22 protein-coding genes are annotated in these 16,828 nt (G+C 64.0%); 12 read left to right on the top strand and 10 right to left on the bottom strand.

What is annotated here, in order from left to right; genetic code table 11:
- Positions 1–10: 10 nt before the first annotated feature.
- Both gcvH and gcvP read left to right on the top strand, forming a co-directional pair.
- The gene (gene gcvH, locus NLM27_RS07080; protein WP_254142668.1) at positions 11–379 is read left to right on the top strand and encodes a glycine cleavage system protein GcvH; all 369 of its coding nucleotides are present in this window, start codon (positions 11–13) and stop codon (positions 377–379) included.
- A gap of 17 nt (positions 380–396) precedes the next feature.
- The gene (gene gcvP, locus NLM27_RS07075; protein ID WP_254142667.1) at positions 397–3,264 is read left to right on the top strand and encodes an aminomethyl-transferring glycine dehydrogenase; all 2,868 of its coding nucleotides are present in this window, start codon (positions 397–399) and stop codon (positions 3,262–3,264) included.
- A gap of 123 nt (positions 3,265–3,387) precedes the next feature.
- Here gcvP and NLM27_RS07070 read toward each other — a convergent pair whose 3' ends face one another.
- Together NLM27_RS07070 and recA are read right to left on the bottom strand one after the other, a co-directional pair.
- Entirely contained in the window at positions 3,388–4,380 is a 993-nt protein-coding gene (locus NLM27_RS07070) for a hypothetical protein (protein ID WP_254142666.1), read from the bottom strand.
- 108 nt (positions 4,381–4,488) lie between these two features.
- Complete coding sequence (gene recA / locus NLM27_RS07065) at positions 4,489–5,577, bottom strand: recombinase RecA (protein WP_254142665.1); 1,089 nt, start codon at positions 5,575–5,577, stop codon at positions 4,489–4,491.
- Positions 5,578–6,269: 692 nt separating this feature from the next.
- Here recA and NLM27_RS07060 point away from each other — a divergent pair.
- The 5 genes from NLM27_RS07060 to NLM27_RS07040 all read left to right on the top strand — a co-directional run bounded on the left by NLM27_RS07060 (position 6,270) and on the right by NLM27_RS07040 (position 9,784).
- Positions 6,270–6,437, top strand: coding sequence for a hypothetical protein (locus tag NLM27_RS07060; protein WP_254142664.1), 168 nt, complete (start codon positions 6,270–6,272; stop codon positions 6,435–6,437).
- A 1,429-nt stretch (positions 6,438–7,866) separates the two neighbouring features.
- On the top strand, positions 7,867–8,034 hold the full coding sequence (locus tag NLM27_RS07055) for a hypothetical protein (RefSeq protein ID WP_254142663.1): 168 nt from the start codon (positions 7,867–7,869) through the stop codon (positions 8,032–8,034).
- Between the two features lie 825 nt (positions 8,035–8,859).
- A complete protein-coding gene (locus NLM27_RS43950) occupies positions 8,860–9,210 on the top strand; it encodes a hypothetical protein (protein ID WP_375142235.1) in 351 nt (116 codons plus the stop codon).
- Positions 9,191–9,379 carry a hypothetical protein gene (locus tag NLM27_RS07045; RefSeq protein ID WP_254142662.1) on the top strand — a complete coding sequence of 63 codons (189 nt, stop codon included), beginning with the start codon at positions 9,191–9,193 and terminating at the stop codon, positions 9,377–9,379. The genes NLM27_RS43950 and NLM27_RS07045 overlap by 20 nt, the downstream gene beginning before the upstream one ends.
- A 171-nt stretch (positions 9,380–9,550) precedes the next feature.
- Positions 9,551–9,784, top strand: a complete 234-nt coding sequence (locus NLM27_RS07040) for a DUF6894 family protein (RefSeq protein WP_254142661.1) — start codon at positions 9,551–9,553, stop codon at positions 9,782–9,784.
- Positions 9,785–9,844: 60 nt separating this feature from the next.
- Here NLM27_RS07040 and NLM27_RS07035 read toward each other — a convergent pair whose 3' ends face one another.
- Both NLM27_RS07035 and NLM27_RS07030 read right to left on the bottom strand, forming a co-directional pair.
- Complete coding sequence (locus NLM27_RS07035; protein WP_254142660.1) at positions 9,845–10,099, bottom strand: hypothetical protein; 255 nt, start codon at positions 10,097–10,099, stop codon at positions 9,845–9,847.
- A gap of 104 nt (positions 10,100–10,203) precedes the next feature.
- The gene (locus NLM27_RS07030) at positions 10,204–10,497 is read right to left on the bottom strand and encodes a hypothetical protein (RefSeq protein WP_254142659.1); all 294 of its coding nucleotides are present in this window, start codon (positions 10,495–10,497) and stop codon (positions 10,204–10,206) included.
- Positions 10,498–10,868: 371 nt separating this feature from the next.
- Between NLM27_RS07030 and NLM27_RS07025 the strand changes: the two genes are divergently transcribed.
- Positions 10,869–11,333, top strand: a complete 465-nt coding sequence (locus NLM27_RS07025; protein ID WP_254142658.1) for a PaaI family thioesterase — start codon at positions 10,869–10,871, stop codon at positions 11,331–11,333.
- Positions 11,334–11,453: 120 nt separating this feature from the next.
- Here the strand turns inward: NLM27_RS07025 and NLM27_RS07020 are convergent, their stop codons facing one another.
- Positions 11,454–11,747, bottom strand: a complete 294-nt coding sequence (locus NLM27_RS07020) for an HdeA family protein (protein WP_254142657.1) — start codon at positions 11,745–11,747, stop codon at positions 11,454–11,456.
- A gap of 182 nt (positions 11,748–11,929) precedes the next feature.
- Between NLM27_RS07020 and NLM27_RS07015 the strand changes: the two genes are divergently transcribed.
- Positions 11,930–12,172, top strand: a complete 243-nt coding sequence (locus NLM27_RS07015) for a PilZ domain-containing protein (protein ID WP_254142656.1) — start codon at positions 11,930–11,932, stop codon at positions 12,170–12,172.
- Positions 12,173–12,216: 44 nt separating this feature from the next.
- Here the strand turns inward: NLM27_RS07015 and NLM27_RS07010 are convergent, their stop codons facing one another.
- Complete coding sequence (locus NLM27_RS07010) at positions 12,217–12,399, bottom strand: hypothetical protein (protein WP_254142655.1); 183 nt, start codon at positions 12,397–12,399, stop codon at positions 12,217–12,219.
- A 75-nt stretch (positions 12,400–12,474) separates the two neighbouring features.
- On the bottom strand, positions 12,475–12,705 hold the full coding sequence (locus NLM27_RS07005) for a hypothetical protein (RefSeq protein WP_254142654.1): 231 nt from the start codon (positions 12,703–12,705) through the stop codon (positions 12,475–12,477).
- Between the two features lie 154 nt (positions 12,706–12,859).
- On the opposite strand from NLM27_RS07005, the gene NLM27_RS07000 reads away from it, so the two are divergent.
- Together NLM27_RS07000 and NLM27_RS06995 are read left to right on the top strand one after the other, a co-directional pair.
- On the top strand, positions 12,860–13,264 hold the full coding sequence (locus NLM27_RS07000) for a hypothetical protein (RefSeq protein ID WP_254142653.1): 405 nt from the start codon (positions 12,860–12,862) through the stop codon (positions 13,262–13,264).
- 105 nt (positions 13,265–13,369) lie between these two features.
- Positions 13,370–13,705, top strand: coding sequence for a hypothetical protein (locus tag NLM27_RS06995; RefSeq protein ID WP_254142652.1), 336 nt, complete (start codon positions 13,370–13,372; stop codon positions 13,703–13,705).
- Between the two features lie 54 nt (positions 13,706–13,759).
- Here the strand turns inward: NLM27_RS06995 and NLM27_RS06990 are convergent, their stop codons facing one another.
- Entirely contained in the window at positions 13,760–14,230 is a 471-nt protein-coding gene (locus tag NLM27_RS06990; protein ID WP_254142651.1) for a YeeE/YedE family protein, read from the bottom strand.
- Positions 14,231–14,235: 5 nt separating this feature from the next.
- Positions 14,236–14,703, bottom strand: a complete 468-nt coding sequence (locus tag NLM27_RS06985; RefSeq protein WP_375142234.1) for a YeeE/YedE family protein — start codon at positions 14,701–14,703, stop codon at positions 14,236–14,238.
- A 133-nt stretch (positions 14,704–14,836) separates the two neighbouring features.
- Here NLM27_RS06985 and NLM27_RS06980 point away from each other — a divergent pair, with 133 nt between their 5' ends.
- A complete protein-coding gene (locus NLM27_RS06980; protein ID WP_254142649.1) occupies positions 14,837–16,009 on the top strand; it encodes a GNAT family N-acetyltransferase in 1,173 nt (390 codons plus the stop codon).
- Between the two features lie 5 nt (positions 16,010–16,014).
- Here the strand turns inward: NLM27_RS06980 and NLM27_RS06975 are convergent, their stop codons facing one another.
- Entirely contained in the window at positions 16,015–16,680 is a 666-nt protein-coding gene (locus NLM27_RS06975) for a DsbA family oxidoreductase (protein WP_254142648.1), read from the bottom strand.
- Positions 16,681–16,828: the final 148 nt, after the last annotated feature.

Below are 16,828 nucleotides of genomic sequence, written 5' to 3'. Positions count from 1 at the left end.
GGACGAGACCATGACCACGACGCTGTACACCTCCGACCATGAATGGCTCGCCATCGAGGGCGACGTCGCGACCGTCGGGATCACCGACTACGCGCAACAGCAACTCGGCGACGTCGTGTTCGTCGAACTGCCCAAGGTCGGCCGCACGCTGAAGAAGGCGGAAGCCGCAGCCGTGGTTGAATCGGTGAAAGCCGCGTCCGACGTCTATGCCCCTGTCACGGGCGAAGTGCTCGAGACCAACGACGCGCTTGCCGCCGAGCCGGCTCTGGTGAACTCGGACGCGCAAGGCAAGGCGTGGTTCTTCAAGATCAAGATGGCCGACAAGAACGAGCTCGGCGGCCTCATGGATGAAGCCGCCTACAAGGCACATACGGCTTGAAGACGATGGAGCAAGCGATGACCGCGCACCGCAAATCCAACGGCGACGCCGCCGCCAGCTTCGTTCGCCGCCATATCGGCCCCTCCGCGCGCGATGTCACCGCGATGCTGGAGGCCGTCAGCGCTAGAAGCGTCGATGCGCTGATGGCGGAGACGCTGCCCGCCTCGATCCGGCAGGCCGCCCCGCTCGATCTCGGCAGGCCGCTCAGCGAGACCGAGGCGATCGCGCATATGGGCGAGCTTGCCGCCCAGAACCAGGTCTTCACCTCGCTGATCGGCCAGGGCTATGCCGGCACCATCCTGCCCGCGGTGATCCAGCGCAACATCCTGGAGAACCCGGCTTGGTACACGGCGTACACGCCCTACCAGCCCGAGATCAGCCAGGGCCGCCTCGAGGCGCTGCTCAACTTCCAGACCATGATCTGCGACCTCACCGGGCTCGACGTCGCCAACGCCTCGCTGCTGGATGAGGCGACCGCGGCGGCTGAAGCCATGGCACTCGCCGAGCGGCACTCGAAGGTCGAAGCAAAGGCCTTCTTCGTCGACAAGGACGTGCATCCGCAAACGCTGGCTGTGATGCGCACCCGCGCCGAGCCGCTGGGCTGGGAGCTGATCGTCGGCGATCCCCTCACCGATCTCGACAAGACCGACGTGCTTGGCGCGCTCTTGCAATATCCGGGCTCATCGGGCGCGTTGCGCGACCTCAGGCCCGCGATCGCTGCACTGCACGCCAAGGGCGCGCTCGCGATCATGGCCGCTGATCTCTTGGCGCTGACCCTGATCGCCTCGCCCGGCGAGCTAGGTGCCGACATCGCGATCGGATCGGCGCAGCGCTTTGGCGTGCCGATGGGCTATGGCGGCCCGCACGCGGCCTATATGGCGGTGCGCGATGCGCTGAAGCGTTCGCTGCCCGGCCGCATCGTCGGCCTCTCCGTCGACTCCCGCGGGATGCCGGCCTATCGCCTCGCGCTCCAGACCCGCGAGCAGCACATCCGCCGCGAGAAGGCGACCTCCAACATCTGCACCGCGCAGGTGCTGCTCGCCGTGATCGCCTCGATGTATGCGGTCTATCACGGCCCCAAAGGGCTGGCGCAGATCGCGCGCAATGTGCATCGCCGCACCGCCGTGCTCGCCGCGGGCCTGCGCAAGCTCGGCTTCGCGCCCAATTGCGAAAACTTCTTCGACACGCTCAGCGTGGATGCCGGCGCCAGGCGCGCCGAGATCGTCGCGCGCGCGGCGTCCGAGAAGATCAATCTCGGCATCAGCGAGACCAGCTTGCGCATCGCGCTCGACGAGACCACGACGCCGGCGACGGTGGAAGCGGTCTGGCGCGCGTTCGGCGGCACGCTTGCCTATGCCGAAATCGACGCCAAGACGCGCGAGGCCCTGCCGGACGGCTTGAAGCGCGCAACGCCTTTCCTCACCCATCCCGTCTTCCATGCGCATCGCTCGGAGACCGAGATGCTGCGCTACATGCGCAAGCTCAGCGATCGCGACCTCGCGCTCGACCGCGCGATGATCCCGCTCGGCTCCTGCACCATGAAGCTGAACGCGACCACCGAGATGATGCCGCTGACCTGGCCGGAGTTCGGCTCGCTGCACCCGTTCGTGCCCCGCGAGCAGGCCGCCGGTTACCACGCGCTGTTCGCGCGCCTTGAGAAATGGCTGTGCGACATCACCGGCTATGACGCGATCTCGCTGCAGCCGAACTCGGGCGCGCAGGGCGAATATGCCGGGCTCCTGGCGATCCGCGGCTATCATGCGTCGCGCGGACAGAGCCACCGCAAGATCTGCCTGATCCCCTCCTCCGCCCACGGCACCAATCCGGCCTCGGCCGCGATGGTCGGCATGGACGTCGTGGTGGTCGCCTGCGAGAAGAACGGCGACGTCGACGTCAATGATCTCCGCGCCAAGGCCGAGAAGCACTCGAACGATCTCGCCGCGGTCATGATCACCTATCCCTCGACGCATGGCGTATTCGAGGAGCATATCCGCGAGATCTGCGACATCGTGCACGGCCATGGCGGCCAGGTGTATCTCGACGGTGCCAACCTCAACGCGCAGGTTGGCCTTAGCAGGCCCGGCGATTACGGCGCCGACGTCAGCCATCTCAATTTGCACAAGACCTTCTGCATCCCGCATGGCGGCGGCGGCCCCGGCATGGGTCCGATCGGCGTCAAGGCGCATCTTGCGCCGTTCCTGCCGGGTCATCCCGCGACAAAGGGCGACGCTCCGGTGGGCCCTGTCTCGGCCGCGCCATTCGGCTCGGCATCGATCCTGACCATCTCCTACATCTATATCTTGATGATGGGCGGCGAAGGGTTGAAGCGTGCCACCGAGATCGCGATCCTCAACGCCAACTACATCGCTGCGCGCCTCGATCCGCACTTCCCGGTGCTCTACAAGAACGCCAGGGGACGCGTCGCCCACGAGTGCATCGTCGATCCCAGGCCGCTGAAGACGACATCCGGCGTCACTGTGGACGACATCGCAAAACGCCTGATCGACTACGGCTTCCATGCACCGACCATGAGCTTCCCGGTGCCGGGCACGCTGATGATCGAGCCGACCGAATCGGAATCGAAGGCGGAGCTGGACCGCTTCTGCGACGCCATGATCGCGATCCGCAAGGAGATCGCCGAGGTCGAGGCCGGCCGCTTCAAGATCGAAGGGTCTCCGCTGCGCCACGCCCCGCACACCGTGCACGACATCGCCGACGACAATTGGAATCGCGCCTACACCCGCAGCGAAGGCTGCTTCCCCGCGGGCACCTCACGCACCGACAAATACTGGTGCCCGGTGGGCCGCGTCGACAACGTCTATGGCGACCGCAACCTGGTGTGCTCGTGCCCGCCGGTCAGCGATTACGCGGAAGCTGCGGAGTAAGGAGCGACGGAGGTTTCGTAGGGTGGGCAAAGCGCAAGCGTGCCCACGACCTTTGTATGACGTGAAAGATCGTGGGCACGGCGCTTACGCGCCTTTGCCCACCCTACGGCACTGAACGCGCATCTAGGGCGCAATCAACAATCGTCTCTCCGCATCCCAGCGCCAGAGCCGTTCGCTCGTCAGAAACGTGCCGCCCCACCAGCGCCGGATCGGATTGTGACTGCGGAAATCTTCTCCTGCCAGCACCGCCTTCCCAAGATCCGTGAGCGATAAGCGTGACTGCTTGTATCGCGCGTGACGGAGAGCATCATCATGCATATCGAGCGAGAACGGCCCTTCCTCTAGCCCGTTTACCGCCGGCACCGGACATCGCGCCAGCCCATCAAGCAGAGCCCCCACTTCCCAGTAATCGAACACACGACGTTTGTTTCGCTTTTGATGTCCCGGGAAGACATCAAAGGGCGGTACCTCCCCCGGCGCAACTAATTCCAGTATCCGCGTTTCCGTGGCTCCAAGACCGGTTGCAACACTCGGAAGCTCATCGAGGAGGTCGACGGCACACCGTTCAAGCTGCGAAAGCGAGCTCAAATCCGCTTTGAGAAGGTCGAACCAGGCCTGCGGCGTCGACGCGCGATAGGCCCGCCACGCGCGAGCGGCCAGCGCGACGTGTTCTTGCGTGGGCTTGACGATCGGCAGGTTCAGCTCGGCAAGCCGCTCCGGCTCGGCACCAGCAACGGCCATGTCCATCTGACGTATCGCGAGTTTGGAGACTGCTGCGCTCTCGCTGCCGCAATGGTCGAGCAGCCAAAGCAGAACCAATTGCGCGTTTGGTTCGGGCCCGATCCACAGTTCCGCCAGATCACATTCTCGTAACAGCTCGATCAGTCCACGGTCTTTCAATCTCGACACTTCGAGACGCCATGACGGCGTATCGTCCAGCCAATGAAGGCCGTGAGGCTGCGTCATGCGCGACGCAAAGAATGCCTCCCGCTCCTCCTCGGACGGCAACGGCTCCCACACAAGTCGGCGCTCGATGGCGACGACGAGATCGGCGAGCCCAGCGCGTTGCAAGGCGCCGGCAGCGGACGAATCTGTTGTCAGAATCAAGCGCTTCACCGCAATCACCTGCGTTCGCTCAGCCGCAAAAACGAAACGGGCACTGACGACGTCGGCAACTCAACGTCCTCAGCGCCCGCTCCTCGCGAAAATCTTTCGCGTGAGGTCTTACTCGTCGGCCGGCTCCTCGCCGTCGGCGTCGCTCTCGGGCGTGCCGGCCAAAATCTGCTCGGAGATCAGGCCGGAGTTCTGGCGGATCGAAGTCTCGATCTTGGCGGTGATGTCGGGGTTGGCCTTCAGGAACGCCTTCGAGTTCTCGCGGCCCTGGCCGAGGCGCTGGCTGTCATAGGAGAACCAGGCGCCGGATTTCTCGACGATGCCGGCCTTGACGCCGAGATCGAGGATCTCGCCCATCTTGGAGACGCCCTCGCCGTACATGATGTCGAACTCGACCTGCTTGAAGGGCGGCGCCAGCTTGTTCTTCACCACCTTGACGCGCGTGGTGTTGCCGACGACTTCGTCGCGCTCCTTGATCGCGCCGATGCGGCGGATGTCGAGGCGGACGGAGGCGTAGAATTTCAGCGCGTTGCCGCCGGTGGTGGTCTCGGGCGAGCCGTACATCACACCGATCTTCATGCGGATCTGGTTGATGAAGATCACCATGGTGTTGGACTTGTTGATGGAGGCCGTCAGCTTGCGCAGCGCCTGGCTCATCAACCGCGCTTGAAGTCCCGGCAGCGCATCGCCCATCTCGCCCTCGAGCTCGGCCTTCGGCACCAGCGCCGCGACCGAATCGATCACCATCACGTCCACCGCGCCGGAGCGCACCAAGGTGTCGCAGATTTCCAGCGCCTGCTCGCCGGTGTCGGGCTGGGAGATCAGGAGCTCGTCAATATTGACCCCGAGCTTGCGGGCATAGACCGGGTCGAGCGCGTGCTCGGCATCGATGAAGGCGCAGATGCCGCCCTTCTTCTGCGCTTCCGCCACCGTATGCAGCGCCAGCGTGGTTTTACCTGAGGATTCCGGCCCATAGATCTCGACGATGCGCCCCTTGGGCAGGCCGCCGATGCCGAGCGCGATATCGAGCCCGAGCGAGCCGGAGGACACCGCCTCGATGTCCATGGACCGGTCGTTCTTGCCGAGCTTCATCACCGAGCCCTTGCCGAACTGGCGCTCGATCTGGGAGAGCGCGGCAGCCAGGGCTTTACTCTTGTCCATGGAAGATCCTTCGACGATACGCAGGGCAGTAGCGGACATTGGGTCGTGCTCCTTATGGCGAGGATTCGCGTGAGGGACAAACGATTGGCGAGGCGGCGCGGCGATAAAAGTAATGTACCCCATTTGTTCTAGGTTCGCAATATGTTCTTTGCGGATTTGGGTGCTGTCCGTATTCGGCCCTCAGTGTCCCAAGTTGAATTTTGGAGATCCGGCAGCGCTGATGGGCTGGCAGCCCATTCGAGAAAAGCGTGAGGCCGCCTCAGTGGCGGCCTGCCCGTCTCGCTTTGTTCGACCAACACTCAATACCCCTTCCCCTGAAAAAATGGCCCCAGCTCGCGGGGATATCGGGGGGCATTGGGAGCTGGGGCCAATCGGGGTCACCCTTGGGGAAGGGCATCGGGAAAACTTGGCAAACGTGCAAACGTTCCTGTCCTAATTTCAAATTGCGGGGTGTTCCAATCGGGCCTGCGCCGGGATTTGGATGCTGCCCGTATTGACCGCTAGTGTCCCAAGTTGAATTGGTAAGTGCGTGTCCTAATTCGCGGAACTGAGTTTACTAATCCGCGCTAAGAACCAGTTCGGCGCCCAAGTTGGACCTAGTGTCCCAAGTGCATTTCTGAACCAAAGCGCCCCGCGGTAGTTTTACGCGCATCACCAGCTTCGGCTGTGCCCATAGGCGTCGGTGGCTGAGAGACCAAGAGCGCTCCCGCCTGCTACATGGGAGCACCGCCGTGTCGGACTATTCTCGAAAAATTTGTGTTCAGACCGCCCTGATCGCCGAAGAGATTGAGCGAACTCGGCAGATTTGCGCGCACTCGCTCGAACTGCTGCAGTTGCCGATTCCCAGCACGTTCCTTGGCAATAGACTCCACCCGCTGCCCAAGAAAGAAGAGGAGTAAGGCCGCCTCGGTTGGCGGCCTCTTTTTTCAGCGACCAGCCTCTTGCAAACCGCCTGACGAATGGGTTTCGTCAAAGCGGCAACGCGCGGCGAAAGCGATCCGGGGCAATAGGACTAAGGCTGGCCCAACCATCGCCCCCAAAAAAGGGCGTGTAATTCCCTCTGTGGTTGAACCTCAACCTAGTCGGTTCAGACTAATCGTCACCGGGGGTTTGCATTTCCCACCCGGGGCTGGAAAGCCGCCGCCCGCGCTCCATTTAAGCGGGCGGCGTTTTTATTTCCAACGCGGCACTCCGGGGCTGGCAAGAGCACCACGACCCTCATGCAAGCACGGATCGCGGCGACGCGCCTTAGCCTATGTGAACGCGCAGCCTCCTCATCTGCTCGCGGGGGGCCTGTTGATTTGAACGGTCCTTATGGACCGCCGATGGCCGCCTCGGTTGGCGGCCTCTTTCATTTGGAAGGTCTGGGGACACGGGCCTAATTTGGCCCCTTGCCGAAACGCAAAGCGCGGCGCGGTGATCCATCGCGCTGAACCTGTCTCTTCGCCGCTTCGCTCAGAGGCTAGGACCCAGTTTTACAGGCGGAACGCGCCTGGGCGCCACGATCGTTCGTCGCTCGACCTGCGCTTTGGCATCGAGCACCTTGTCGCCAGCTCGTGCGGCCCGCGGCTGGCTTGCCTCGCCCGGAAGGCTGGAGCCGCTCCCTGCAACGGTGTTTCCCTGCGCCTGCGCTGCCGGCGGGGCGTTCCTGCGGGTGGACGTAGCGGCCATCTGATCCTCATTGCTCGTGCCGGACCCAATCGCGCCAATCGGCAGACCATTTTGAGCGCGGCCAGCCCCGGCATTTCGAGCGGCCTGGGCTGCAGATCGCGACCTTACCGGTGTGGCGGGCTGAACGTTCGGATTCGTCGGCTGGCTGTTACCCAGATTTCCGCTGGGGCCGGTGTCTCTCGTCCCCATTCCCGGGGGCGCTGACGGACCCGCATTGCCTGCACCCGTCCCCATTCCAGAAGGGGCCGACACGCCGGCGCTACTCGCCCCCGTCCCCGTGCCTGCTGCCGCGGACTGGGCATTCGCGCCGCCTGCCTGCGCAAGAACGAGCAGAGATGAACTCGCGACGATCGCGGCGATGATCAAAGGGGTGGCATGGGACATCGGACAATCTCCTTTGCCAAACCGTTAACCATAATGGGGCAGCGGGGTTCCCGTCATGAATTCGAAATTGACGAAGCTGGCTCCTGCAGCGAACGCCCCGATGATGTGGAGCGCTCCGGCTCGCCGCGTCGAATCCGGCTGCGTTCTTGAAGCTGATGCACATCAAAGACGCTGCCGCGAGTGCCGTCATAATTCCGTAATTGTACGGCACTGAACCTTTCGCGGCCTGCGGCCTTCTGTCGGGATAGGCCTGCAACTCTGGGGACCTCTGTCATGACGGAAAACACACAGCACGACGTCATCAGGCGCAATCCCCTCCTGGAAGCCGCGCAGGAGGAGATGCGCAAGTTCGAGCGCAGGGAAAATGAGTTCCGCAGGAAGGACCGCGAAGAGCGCGCCGCCGAGCTCCAGCTGCCCCTGGCCGAGATCAAGGTCCACTGAGGCCCGCCGCCACGGTTGTCGGATCTGGCTGAAGCTGAGCCGGCGATGGGACGTGAAGACGCCGAAGGTGTCGGCGAGTCGCGCGCCCCCGACGCTTTCAGGGAGCCGCACGCCTGAACGCGGCTCAAGCGCGGTCAAGGTATCCAGACACCTCAATTAACCCATTGACCGCACAGCGAAATCCCCCGGCGGCCTACTGTGCATGGGGTTGTTTTTTCAATTTTTGAAGGATGCGGCGCGGCCATGGTGTGCCTCGCGCGGCAGGGGCATCACCGTGCCCGCCCCTACAGCAGCGCCAGCAGCACGAGGCTGATCACCAGCACGACGAAGCCAGCCGCCGTCGCGGCGGCGAATGACCGCTCTACGTTATCCATGATGCCACCCCGTTGCCGCCGCGCCACGTTTCCCCCATGGCTGCGCCGGACCGCGCTGAATCTTGCCGATCGATGTGTCGCCAGTTGTGCGGCCGGATGTCGAAATTGGGACGGGCGCGCGGCCAGTCTGCGGCCTCGCGATCGGCGACTTCCACTGACAGCGTCAGGCGCGTGTAAGCCTGATCGCCTAATCTTGCCATGCTCGGTGGACCAACACCGGGCCTCCATACCAAGCCCATGACCCCGCTCCTTCGGAGCGGGGTCTTTTGTTTGCGAGCATGAAACGGCGGCCCGGATCAGCCATGACGCCCGCCCGGATTCGCGTGGTCCCTGTCAGGCTGTCGTAAGCCGAACCGGCTAGGGTCGCCTGGCTACGGTGTTGCAGCCCAGCACCTCAGCCTCCAATCAAACTTTCTTCCCCGCTTGGCTCTCCCCAGGCGGGGATTTTTTCATGCCTGCCCGCACGATCGGCAGTATCGCAGCCTATGCCATCAGCCACGACACCATCCAATGCCCGAGGAAGACCATAGAGCTGCCTGCGGGAAGGCTGGCGATGCCCGACACGATCAGCGAGGTCAGTCCGGACTGGATGACGCCGAAGACCAAGCAGAGCAAGGCACATGCCGTCGTATGCTGCACTGCTCCGTGGTTCTCCGACCATGAACGAAGTTCCCGACCTCGTGAACGATCCCAGGCTTACCGACGGATTTCACTTTGTCCGGGGAATATTGTGGCCGCCAACATGTTGCATGTCGTGGAAGGTGAATCGTGGGAGCGTGACCATGAATCACAGGGGCATTGAGTTCACCGTCGCCAAGACGGCCGATCCCGGAATTTGGCAGTGGCAGTTCCGCATCGGCGAGCAGATCAAGTCCGGCAAGACCGAGACGAAGATCGACTTGCTGGCGATCAGGCGGGTGCAGCTGCGCATCGACCGGGAGCTGAGGGCCATCGAGCGCAAGACGACCTGAGCAAGACGGCCTGAGCAAGACGGCCTGGACCGGCCGGTCTGAGTGAGATCAGCGCGGCGCCCCCACGGGGTGTAGTCCGTAGCCGCCCGGAATTGATCTGAACATGGTTTGGGATTGCACTGCGCGCCCATGGCCTTGGGGTGGGGCCATCACGCGTGATCGGTGCCAGCCATGCCGCTCTATTTCTTTCGAATCAGGAACGGCCGTTATTCCGGCTGCGCGGACCAGGCGACGGAGTTTGCCGACCGCGATTTGGCCTGGAGGGAGATGACCAGCGTCTGCGCCGACATGGCCGCCGGCATTGCCCGCAAGCTCCAGGAAAATTCCGAATGGCACATGGAGCTGCTGGACGAGGCCAAGGAGCCCGTGTTCCGGATCCGCATCGTCGCGGAAACGCTCGAATAGGACGCACGCTCAAACAATAGCCTAACGCGCGATGACGATTCATCCTGGTCGCATCGCGCTTCAGTCCGCGCTGGGCAGCCGCCGCATGGTGAATTCGATGTCGCCGCCGGGCAATTCGCGCCAGGTCTCGACCGCGCTCATATAACCGGCCTTGGGGTAGCGTGCGAAGAAGGCCTCCGCCCTCGCCCGCGCCGCCGCGCGCGGCAGCGTGAAGGTCTCGCGCAGATAGCCGTCGCCGGTCGCATGGTCCGGCTTGCCGCCCGCCTTGCGCCGGCGCGCCATCCGCTCGGCAAGATCCCGCGGACGATCGGCCATGTCACGCCTCCTCTACGCCATACGCTCTTTTCGAGATGTAGGAGGCCAGCAGGGCAACGAGGAGTCCCGGCCGGAGGCGTCAGCCGCCTCCGATCGGCGGAAGGTCAATTGGCGGCCGTGCCGGATTTCTTCTTCGGCGCGCTGGTCGCGGCCGAGGCCTTCGGCGCCGCCGACTGTTTCGGCGGATCGGAGCGCATGCCGCCCCAGGGATCGTTGGACGCCTTGGAGTCCGGAATTTTCTTCAGCGTCTCCTTGTAGGCCTTGTCACGCTCGGCTTCCGCGGCCTTCTCCTCGGGGGACTTGCTCGGGGCGTCCTGCATCAGATTGATATTGGGCATCTGCGCATAGGCCGGTCCCGCCAGCACGGCCAGCACCGCGGCCAAACGGAAAAGCTTCATCATCCACTCCTTGATCATCCATGGAAGCACGGATCGCCCGCGCCTTGTCATCCTTGTCGCGGCGAAACGCAAGCTCAGGGCCGCATGGCCGCTAGAGCCGGTCCGATCTGCACGATTTCGGCGCATGCAGCCAGTCGTCCCAGATCGGGCCGCATTTGGTGCACCCGTTCAGCCCAAGGCCGAACGCGGCCAGACAAAAGGCCAGAACACATCGACGCAGCATCACCCACCCGTACCCAAGCGAGGCATCATATCGGGCGAAGTCGGGCATTTTCAAGCCGACGGGGCCCGCGCGAGACCGGGTGACTTTGCTGTGCCGATGCGCGCAGAATGCGGTGAAACATCCGGAAACAATGGAGGGAACGACAGCAATGCAAACGCAGCCAGACGCCGAGTTCGGGATCACTGACGCCAGACGCATCCTCGCCGAGGTCTTTGCGCCCTGGGTCCGGGATCTCGACCTTTCGGTCGAGCGCATCGAGCACGCACAGCCAGCGGATGCGCCGGACTGGCAGCCGGGCGCGCTCTTGCGCATGCCGTTCTCGGAGCGGCTGTGCCGCAACGGCGGCGTGGTCTGCGGCCAGGCGCTGATGGCGCTCGCCGACACCGCGATGGTGATCGCGATCCTCGCCGCCAATCGCGGCTATCGTCCGATGACCACCGTCGACCAGACCACGCATTTCATGCGTGCGGCCACCTCCTCGGACGTGCTGGCGGACGCCCGCGTGGTGCGGCTCGGACGCACCATGAGCTTTGGCCGCGTCACGCTGCTCTCGGCCGCCGACAACAAGCCGGTCGCGATGGTGTCGAGCGCGTTCGCGATGTTGCCGGGCTGAGCATCACGTCAAAAGAAGAGAGCCGCATGAGCGCTAAAGCGCACCGCGGCTCTCGATGGCGATCATATCAAAGCAGAATACCACCGCGCGATTTCTATCGCGCGTCAGACGTTGCGCAGCTTACTTGCCGAGCACGTCGTCGGCCGCGGTGACGATGCTTGCGGTCGGATTCTTTCCGCAATAGGCACCAAACTTCTTGGCGTTCTCGATGAACACGTCGGTGTCGATGATCGCGTTGTCCTCGTCGCCCTTGTACCAGCCGTCCATCCAGGTCAGCACGACCTGGATGTTGTCTTCGCCGCTCTCGAGGAACTGCTTGCAGCTCATGGTCGAGAGGTCCCACTTGACGGCGTGGGCGGGCATCGACGATAGCGAGAGCGCTGCGGCGAACAAAAGCGAAAGCGTGGTCTTCATCAGTATCTCCATCGGCGCGTAACGCCATAAAAGAAAGGCTTGTGGGGAAAGTCGGCGGAGAGAATCTCCGCGTCAACGTCGTAAACGAAGTCTGAAGCGCAGTGCAAGTAGCGCCAGTATTGAGTTTATTTCGACGTAATTTCTATGCGCTATTTCACAATGCTCATTGTGGATGAACGCAAATGATTGAAAGGCGTGCAGCACAGCGTCACCGTGTTTTCAAGGGCGGCACGATCGCCTTTGAAAATAGCGGAATCGCATGCACCGTGCGAAATCTATCGGCCGATGGCGCGGCCATCGATCTCGACGGCCCCGCAACGCTGCCGCCGAGCTTCAAGCTGTCGATTTCGTGCGACAATTTCGTCCGGAATTGCCGCCCCGTGTGGCGCAGCGACCGGCGCGTCGGCCTCGCTTTCGTGCAATAGCGGACGCGATGTGAACGATCGTTCGCATCGCATCCACAACACGATTATGATTGCGTGATACGACGACGGCGGCGACGCCAGCTCAGGCTTGCGATCGCAAGCACGACGATCGCGAGCGCGATCACTGATGACGCCGTGAGAAATCGTCCGCCGGGACGATCGATGGTGCGCGACCACAATGTCGGCGCTTCGCTTGATGCGATGTATGGCACGGCTGGTGTTCGCATGGCGGCACCGCCAACGACACGAGCGTCACGAATGCGGCCGCAACGCGCAGGTGGATCCGCAACGCCCGCCTCGTTCTATTTCGATTTCTTGGCGGGCTCGCTCGGGCGAGCCCCGCCCCACGGATCATACTTTTCCTTGGGCTCGGGAATGCGCTCGAGTGCGGCCTTGTAGGCCTTGTCGTCGACCTTGGGCTTGTTGTCCGCCTTGGCGTCGTTGCTATGCCGCTTGCTGCCGGCGCCCATCTGCGCCTCAGCCGATCCAGCCGCCAGCGCCAGCACTGCGGCCGCTATGATCAAAACCCTCATTGATGCAATCCCCCTCGCCTGGGGTACAAGCTAGCCGGCGATCCCCTAATAGCAAATGCCGCGGGGTCCAAGACTTCAGCAAATCTTGATCGGGCGGGACTTCGCCGGATCGCATTCGTGCCTATTTGTTGGCCCGCAGGGGGAACCTTCACGGATGTTTCGGCTCATTGCTCATGCGGCGCTGCTCGCCGGCGCGCTCGCACTCGGTGCCTGCGGCTTTGCCGACAGCCGCGCGCCGGTGCCCGAGTTCATGCGCATGAAGGAAGCCGAGCAGCAGCCGCCCGAGCCGGCCCCCGACGTCAAGCGCGTGGTGCGTGAGCAGATCGACGTGGTCTTCCTCAACACGTCCTATCCGCGCGAGGTGCACGTCGCCCCGCCCCACCGTGAGGTGCGAGGACCGGGCTGGACGGCCTGCGTCCGCGCCCAGCTCACTTCCGCGACCGGGACGTCGCTGGGCGCCCAGACCTACATCGTGACCATTTCAGGTGGAAAGGTCGTCGACCGCCGGCGTGCGGAAGCCGACGACATCTGCGGGACCGAGATTTACGAGCCGATCTAGGAACCCGCCTCGACGAACGCCAAGTTCCGGGAAAAACCAGCATTGCGTCCGGAACGATCACCGCCTCCCCTTCTTGTTACCGCCGAGGGCAGTTTCGAGGAGGACATGATGAGGATATTCACGATTGCGTTGTTGGCAGGCGCCGGCGCGCTGGCCGCAGCAACCGGCGCCAAGGCCGCCGACATCTATTCGACCAGCGAATACACCAACCCCGAACTCATCCAGCAAGTGCGGCTCGTCTGCGACGATGCCGGCAACTGCTATCGCACCCGCGGCGGCTCGCGCGTGATCGTGCGCGATTCCTACGCGACCATGCCGCGCGATCGCTACTACGAGCGTCGGACGTATCGTCGCGACTGGGATGACGGCCCGCGCGCCGGCGTCGGCATACGCGCGCCTGGCGTCAGCGTCGGTGTGGGCGTCGGCGACGATCGCTGGTAATCGATGAAGGGTTAATGGGCGGGACCGGACGTGACAACTCGCCCGGTCCCACTCCTATTGGGTTTCGAGCGGATCGGCCGGCGTGACGACGCGCCTTGCCGTAGGCAAGTGCGTGACGAACCGCGCAGCCACCATGCCCGCAAACATCGCCACGACGTAAATGAAGGCGGAACGCGAACCAAATCCGAGCGCTGTCAGTGCCGGCCCCGGACAGAAGCCCACCAGTCCCCAGCCGATGCCGAAGATCGCCGGACCAACGACAATTCTTGGGTCGATGTCTGCTCGCGTGGGAACGTAGAAGCGTTCGGCGAAGAACGGTCGTGCGAGCTTCAAGACGCGGCTGAAGCCGAGGAAGGCGACCGCGACCGCGCCAGCCATCACGAAAGCAAGGCTGGCGTCCCACGTGCCTTTCGCGATGCCGCCGACATCGAGGAAATTCAGGACCTTTGCCGGATTCGACATGCCGGAAACGATGAGGCCGAGGCCGAACATCAGGCCAATGCTGAATTGGACGAAGATTGCCATCGCGATCAGCTCCAGTGCCGCATCAAGAAGACAGTCACCATCGCCGTCACCATGAAGGTGATGGTCGCCACCAGTGAACGCATCGAGAGCCGCGACAGCCCGCAGACGCCATGGCCGGACGTGCAGCCGCTGCCCCACACCGCGCCGAAACCGGTGAGCAATCCACCGACGATCAAAACGGCCGGCCCAGCCAGGATCGTCTGCTCCGGCAGGTTGCCGGTGACGAGCCGAACCAGCACGGGCGCCACGATAAGGCCAGCGACGAAGGCGATCCGGCCGGCGAATTCGCGGTCCTCATAGGGCGGAAACAGCCGCGCCGCGATACCGCTGACCCCAGCGATCCGTCCCGTCGCCCACATCAGCAGCACGGCGGACAGTCCGATCAGCGCTCCGCCCAGGAGCGATGCCATTGGCGTGAAGGGCGTGGCGATCATTGTGATCCTCCAGGTCCAGAGCAATCCCTGCGCATCCATCGATACGACCGGCGATCGGGCGGCCGGATGCTCAACGAGACGTTAATATTATCATTCGAATTGACGCGGCGTCCCAACGGTATTTTCCAATCTTTGCGCTAAGCATGGCCGCGTAACACGGGGACGACGGGACGTGGTCGACATCGCGCATCAGGCGGCGATTACCGAGCCGGCATCTGCAAAGGATGCCGCGGCCGCGCGCGCGCGCGTTCCGCTCACCGCCATCGATCCCGGCCAATGGGGCGCGCTCGCGCAACGCGCAGTCGAGCCGAACGGCTATTACCTGCCCGGCTGGGAGCTCGCCGTCAGCGCAACGGCCCGCGGCCGCACGGATGCCTCGGCGCTTCCCGCATTCGACGGATCTTCGACGCGGCTGATCGGGCTGATGCCCGCGACCTCGCTCTGGCGCGCCTGGAAGATTCCTCTGCCCGCGCTGGTGAGCGCGCATCCCTATGGCACGCTGTGCAGCCCACTGATCGATCGCGATGCTCCGATCGAGGCCGCCACGCGTCTGTTGCAGCAGGCGCGCGCGGCTGGTGCGCGCGCGCTCGTGCTGAACGACGTCGCGCTCGACGGCGCTGCAATGACCGCTCTCAATCAGGTTCTCAATCGTGACGGCCTGAAGCCACGCGTGCTCAGCTCCTACATCCGCGCCAGCCTCGATGCGACGCAAGACGGCGATGGGCTGCTGCGCGAGGCGCTCGGCGCCAGGAAGCTGAAGGAGCTGCGCCGCCAGCGCCATCGGCTCGAAGAGAACGGCCCCGTCGCGTTCGAGGTCGCGCGAGAGCGCGGCGAGATCGGGCCGGCGCTCGAAACGTTCTTGCAGCTCGAGGCCAGCGGGTGGAAGGGCAAGCGCGGCACCGCGCTGATCCAGCACGAGGGCGACGCGACCTTCATCCGCCGTGCCGTCGCGGCGCTGGCGGAAACTGCGCAAGTCGAGATCATCACGCTTCGCGCCGGCACGACACCGGTCGCCGCCGGCATCGTGTTGCGTCATCAGGATCGCGCCTTCTTCTTCAAGCTCGGCATTGACCAGCGCTTTGCAAAATATTCGCCGGGCGTACAGCTCACGCTCGACCTCACCCGCCATCTCTGCGCCGATCCGGCCATTGCCAGCGCGGATTCGACGGCGAGCGCCGATCACCCCATGATCAATCCGATCTGGCGGGGACGCTTCGCGATTGGTGACGTGCTGGTCCCGCTGCGGCGGAACGATCCGGTGGTCGCGCTCATCCACGGGGCGCTCGCGGCGCACGGCGCCGCCTACGCGGCGGCGCGCCGCGCCGTTCGCCTGCTCCGTAAATAAGCCGACTACTCCGCCGCCTCGGCGTTGATCTCTGCCGAGACCTGGCGGATGGCGCGGGCGAGCAGGTTCGGATCCTGTGCACCGGAAACGGCGTATTTCTGCGCGAACACGTAAGTCGGCACGCCCGAGATGCCCTTCTCGGCGGCCTCCTGCGCATCGGCCGAAACGCGCGCGACGTCCTCGTCGGTGGCAAGGCGCTTGCGCACGTCATCGGCGTCGAGGCCAATGTCGGCCCCCGCCTGGACCAGCACATTGACGTCGGTGAGGTCGCCGCCGTCGCGGAAATAGAGCTCCATCAGGCGCTGCTTCATCTCGGGCGCCTTGCCGATCGCCTCGGCCCACAGGATCAGGCGATGGCAGTCGGTCGTGTTGGGCTGACGCGCGACCAGCTCGGGCTTGTAGACGAGCCCCTCCTCTCCTGCGGCCGCAACGACGCGCCCGGCAATGCCCTTGTAGGCCTCGACCGAGCCGAACTTCTGGGTGAGATAAGCCTCGCGGCTGATGCCCTCGCGCGGCACCCAGGGATTGAGGAAGAAGGGCCGGAAATTGAGCTTGACCGGAACGTCGGGCACGAGCGCCAGCGCGCTCTCGATGCGGTGCTTGCCGATATAGCACCAGGGGCACACCACGTCGGAGACGACGTCGATCTGGAGCGGTTTCAACGTGCTCATGGGCGGCGCCTCCTTCGGGCAGTCTACGGGTCTGCCGGAAGATAAGCCGAACGGGAGGCCGCGCAAGGCGCCGTCCCGCATGGCTCACGACTTCACCTCTGCGGTTATTGTGAGAGGCCGGACCCGCCCCGATACTCACGGCCACGAT

This window comes from Bradyrhizobium sp. CCGB12, assembly GCF_024199845.1.
In the GTDB taxonomy this organism is placed as follows: domain Bacteria; phylum Pseudomonadota; class Alphaproteobacteria; order Rhizobiales; family Xanthobacteraceae; genus Bradyrhizobium.
The sequence above is the reverse complement of the archived record's forward strand: the minus strand, read 5'-3'. Positions and strand labels throughout refer to the sequence as shown.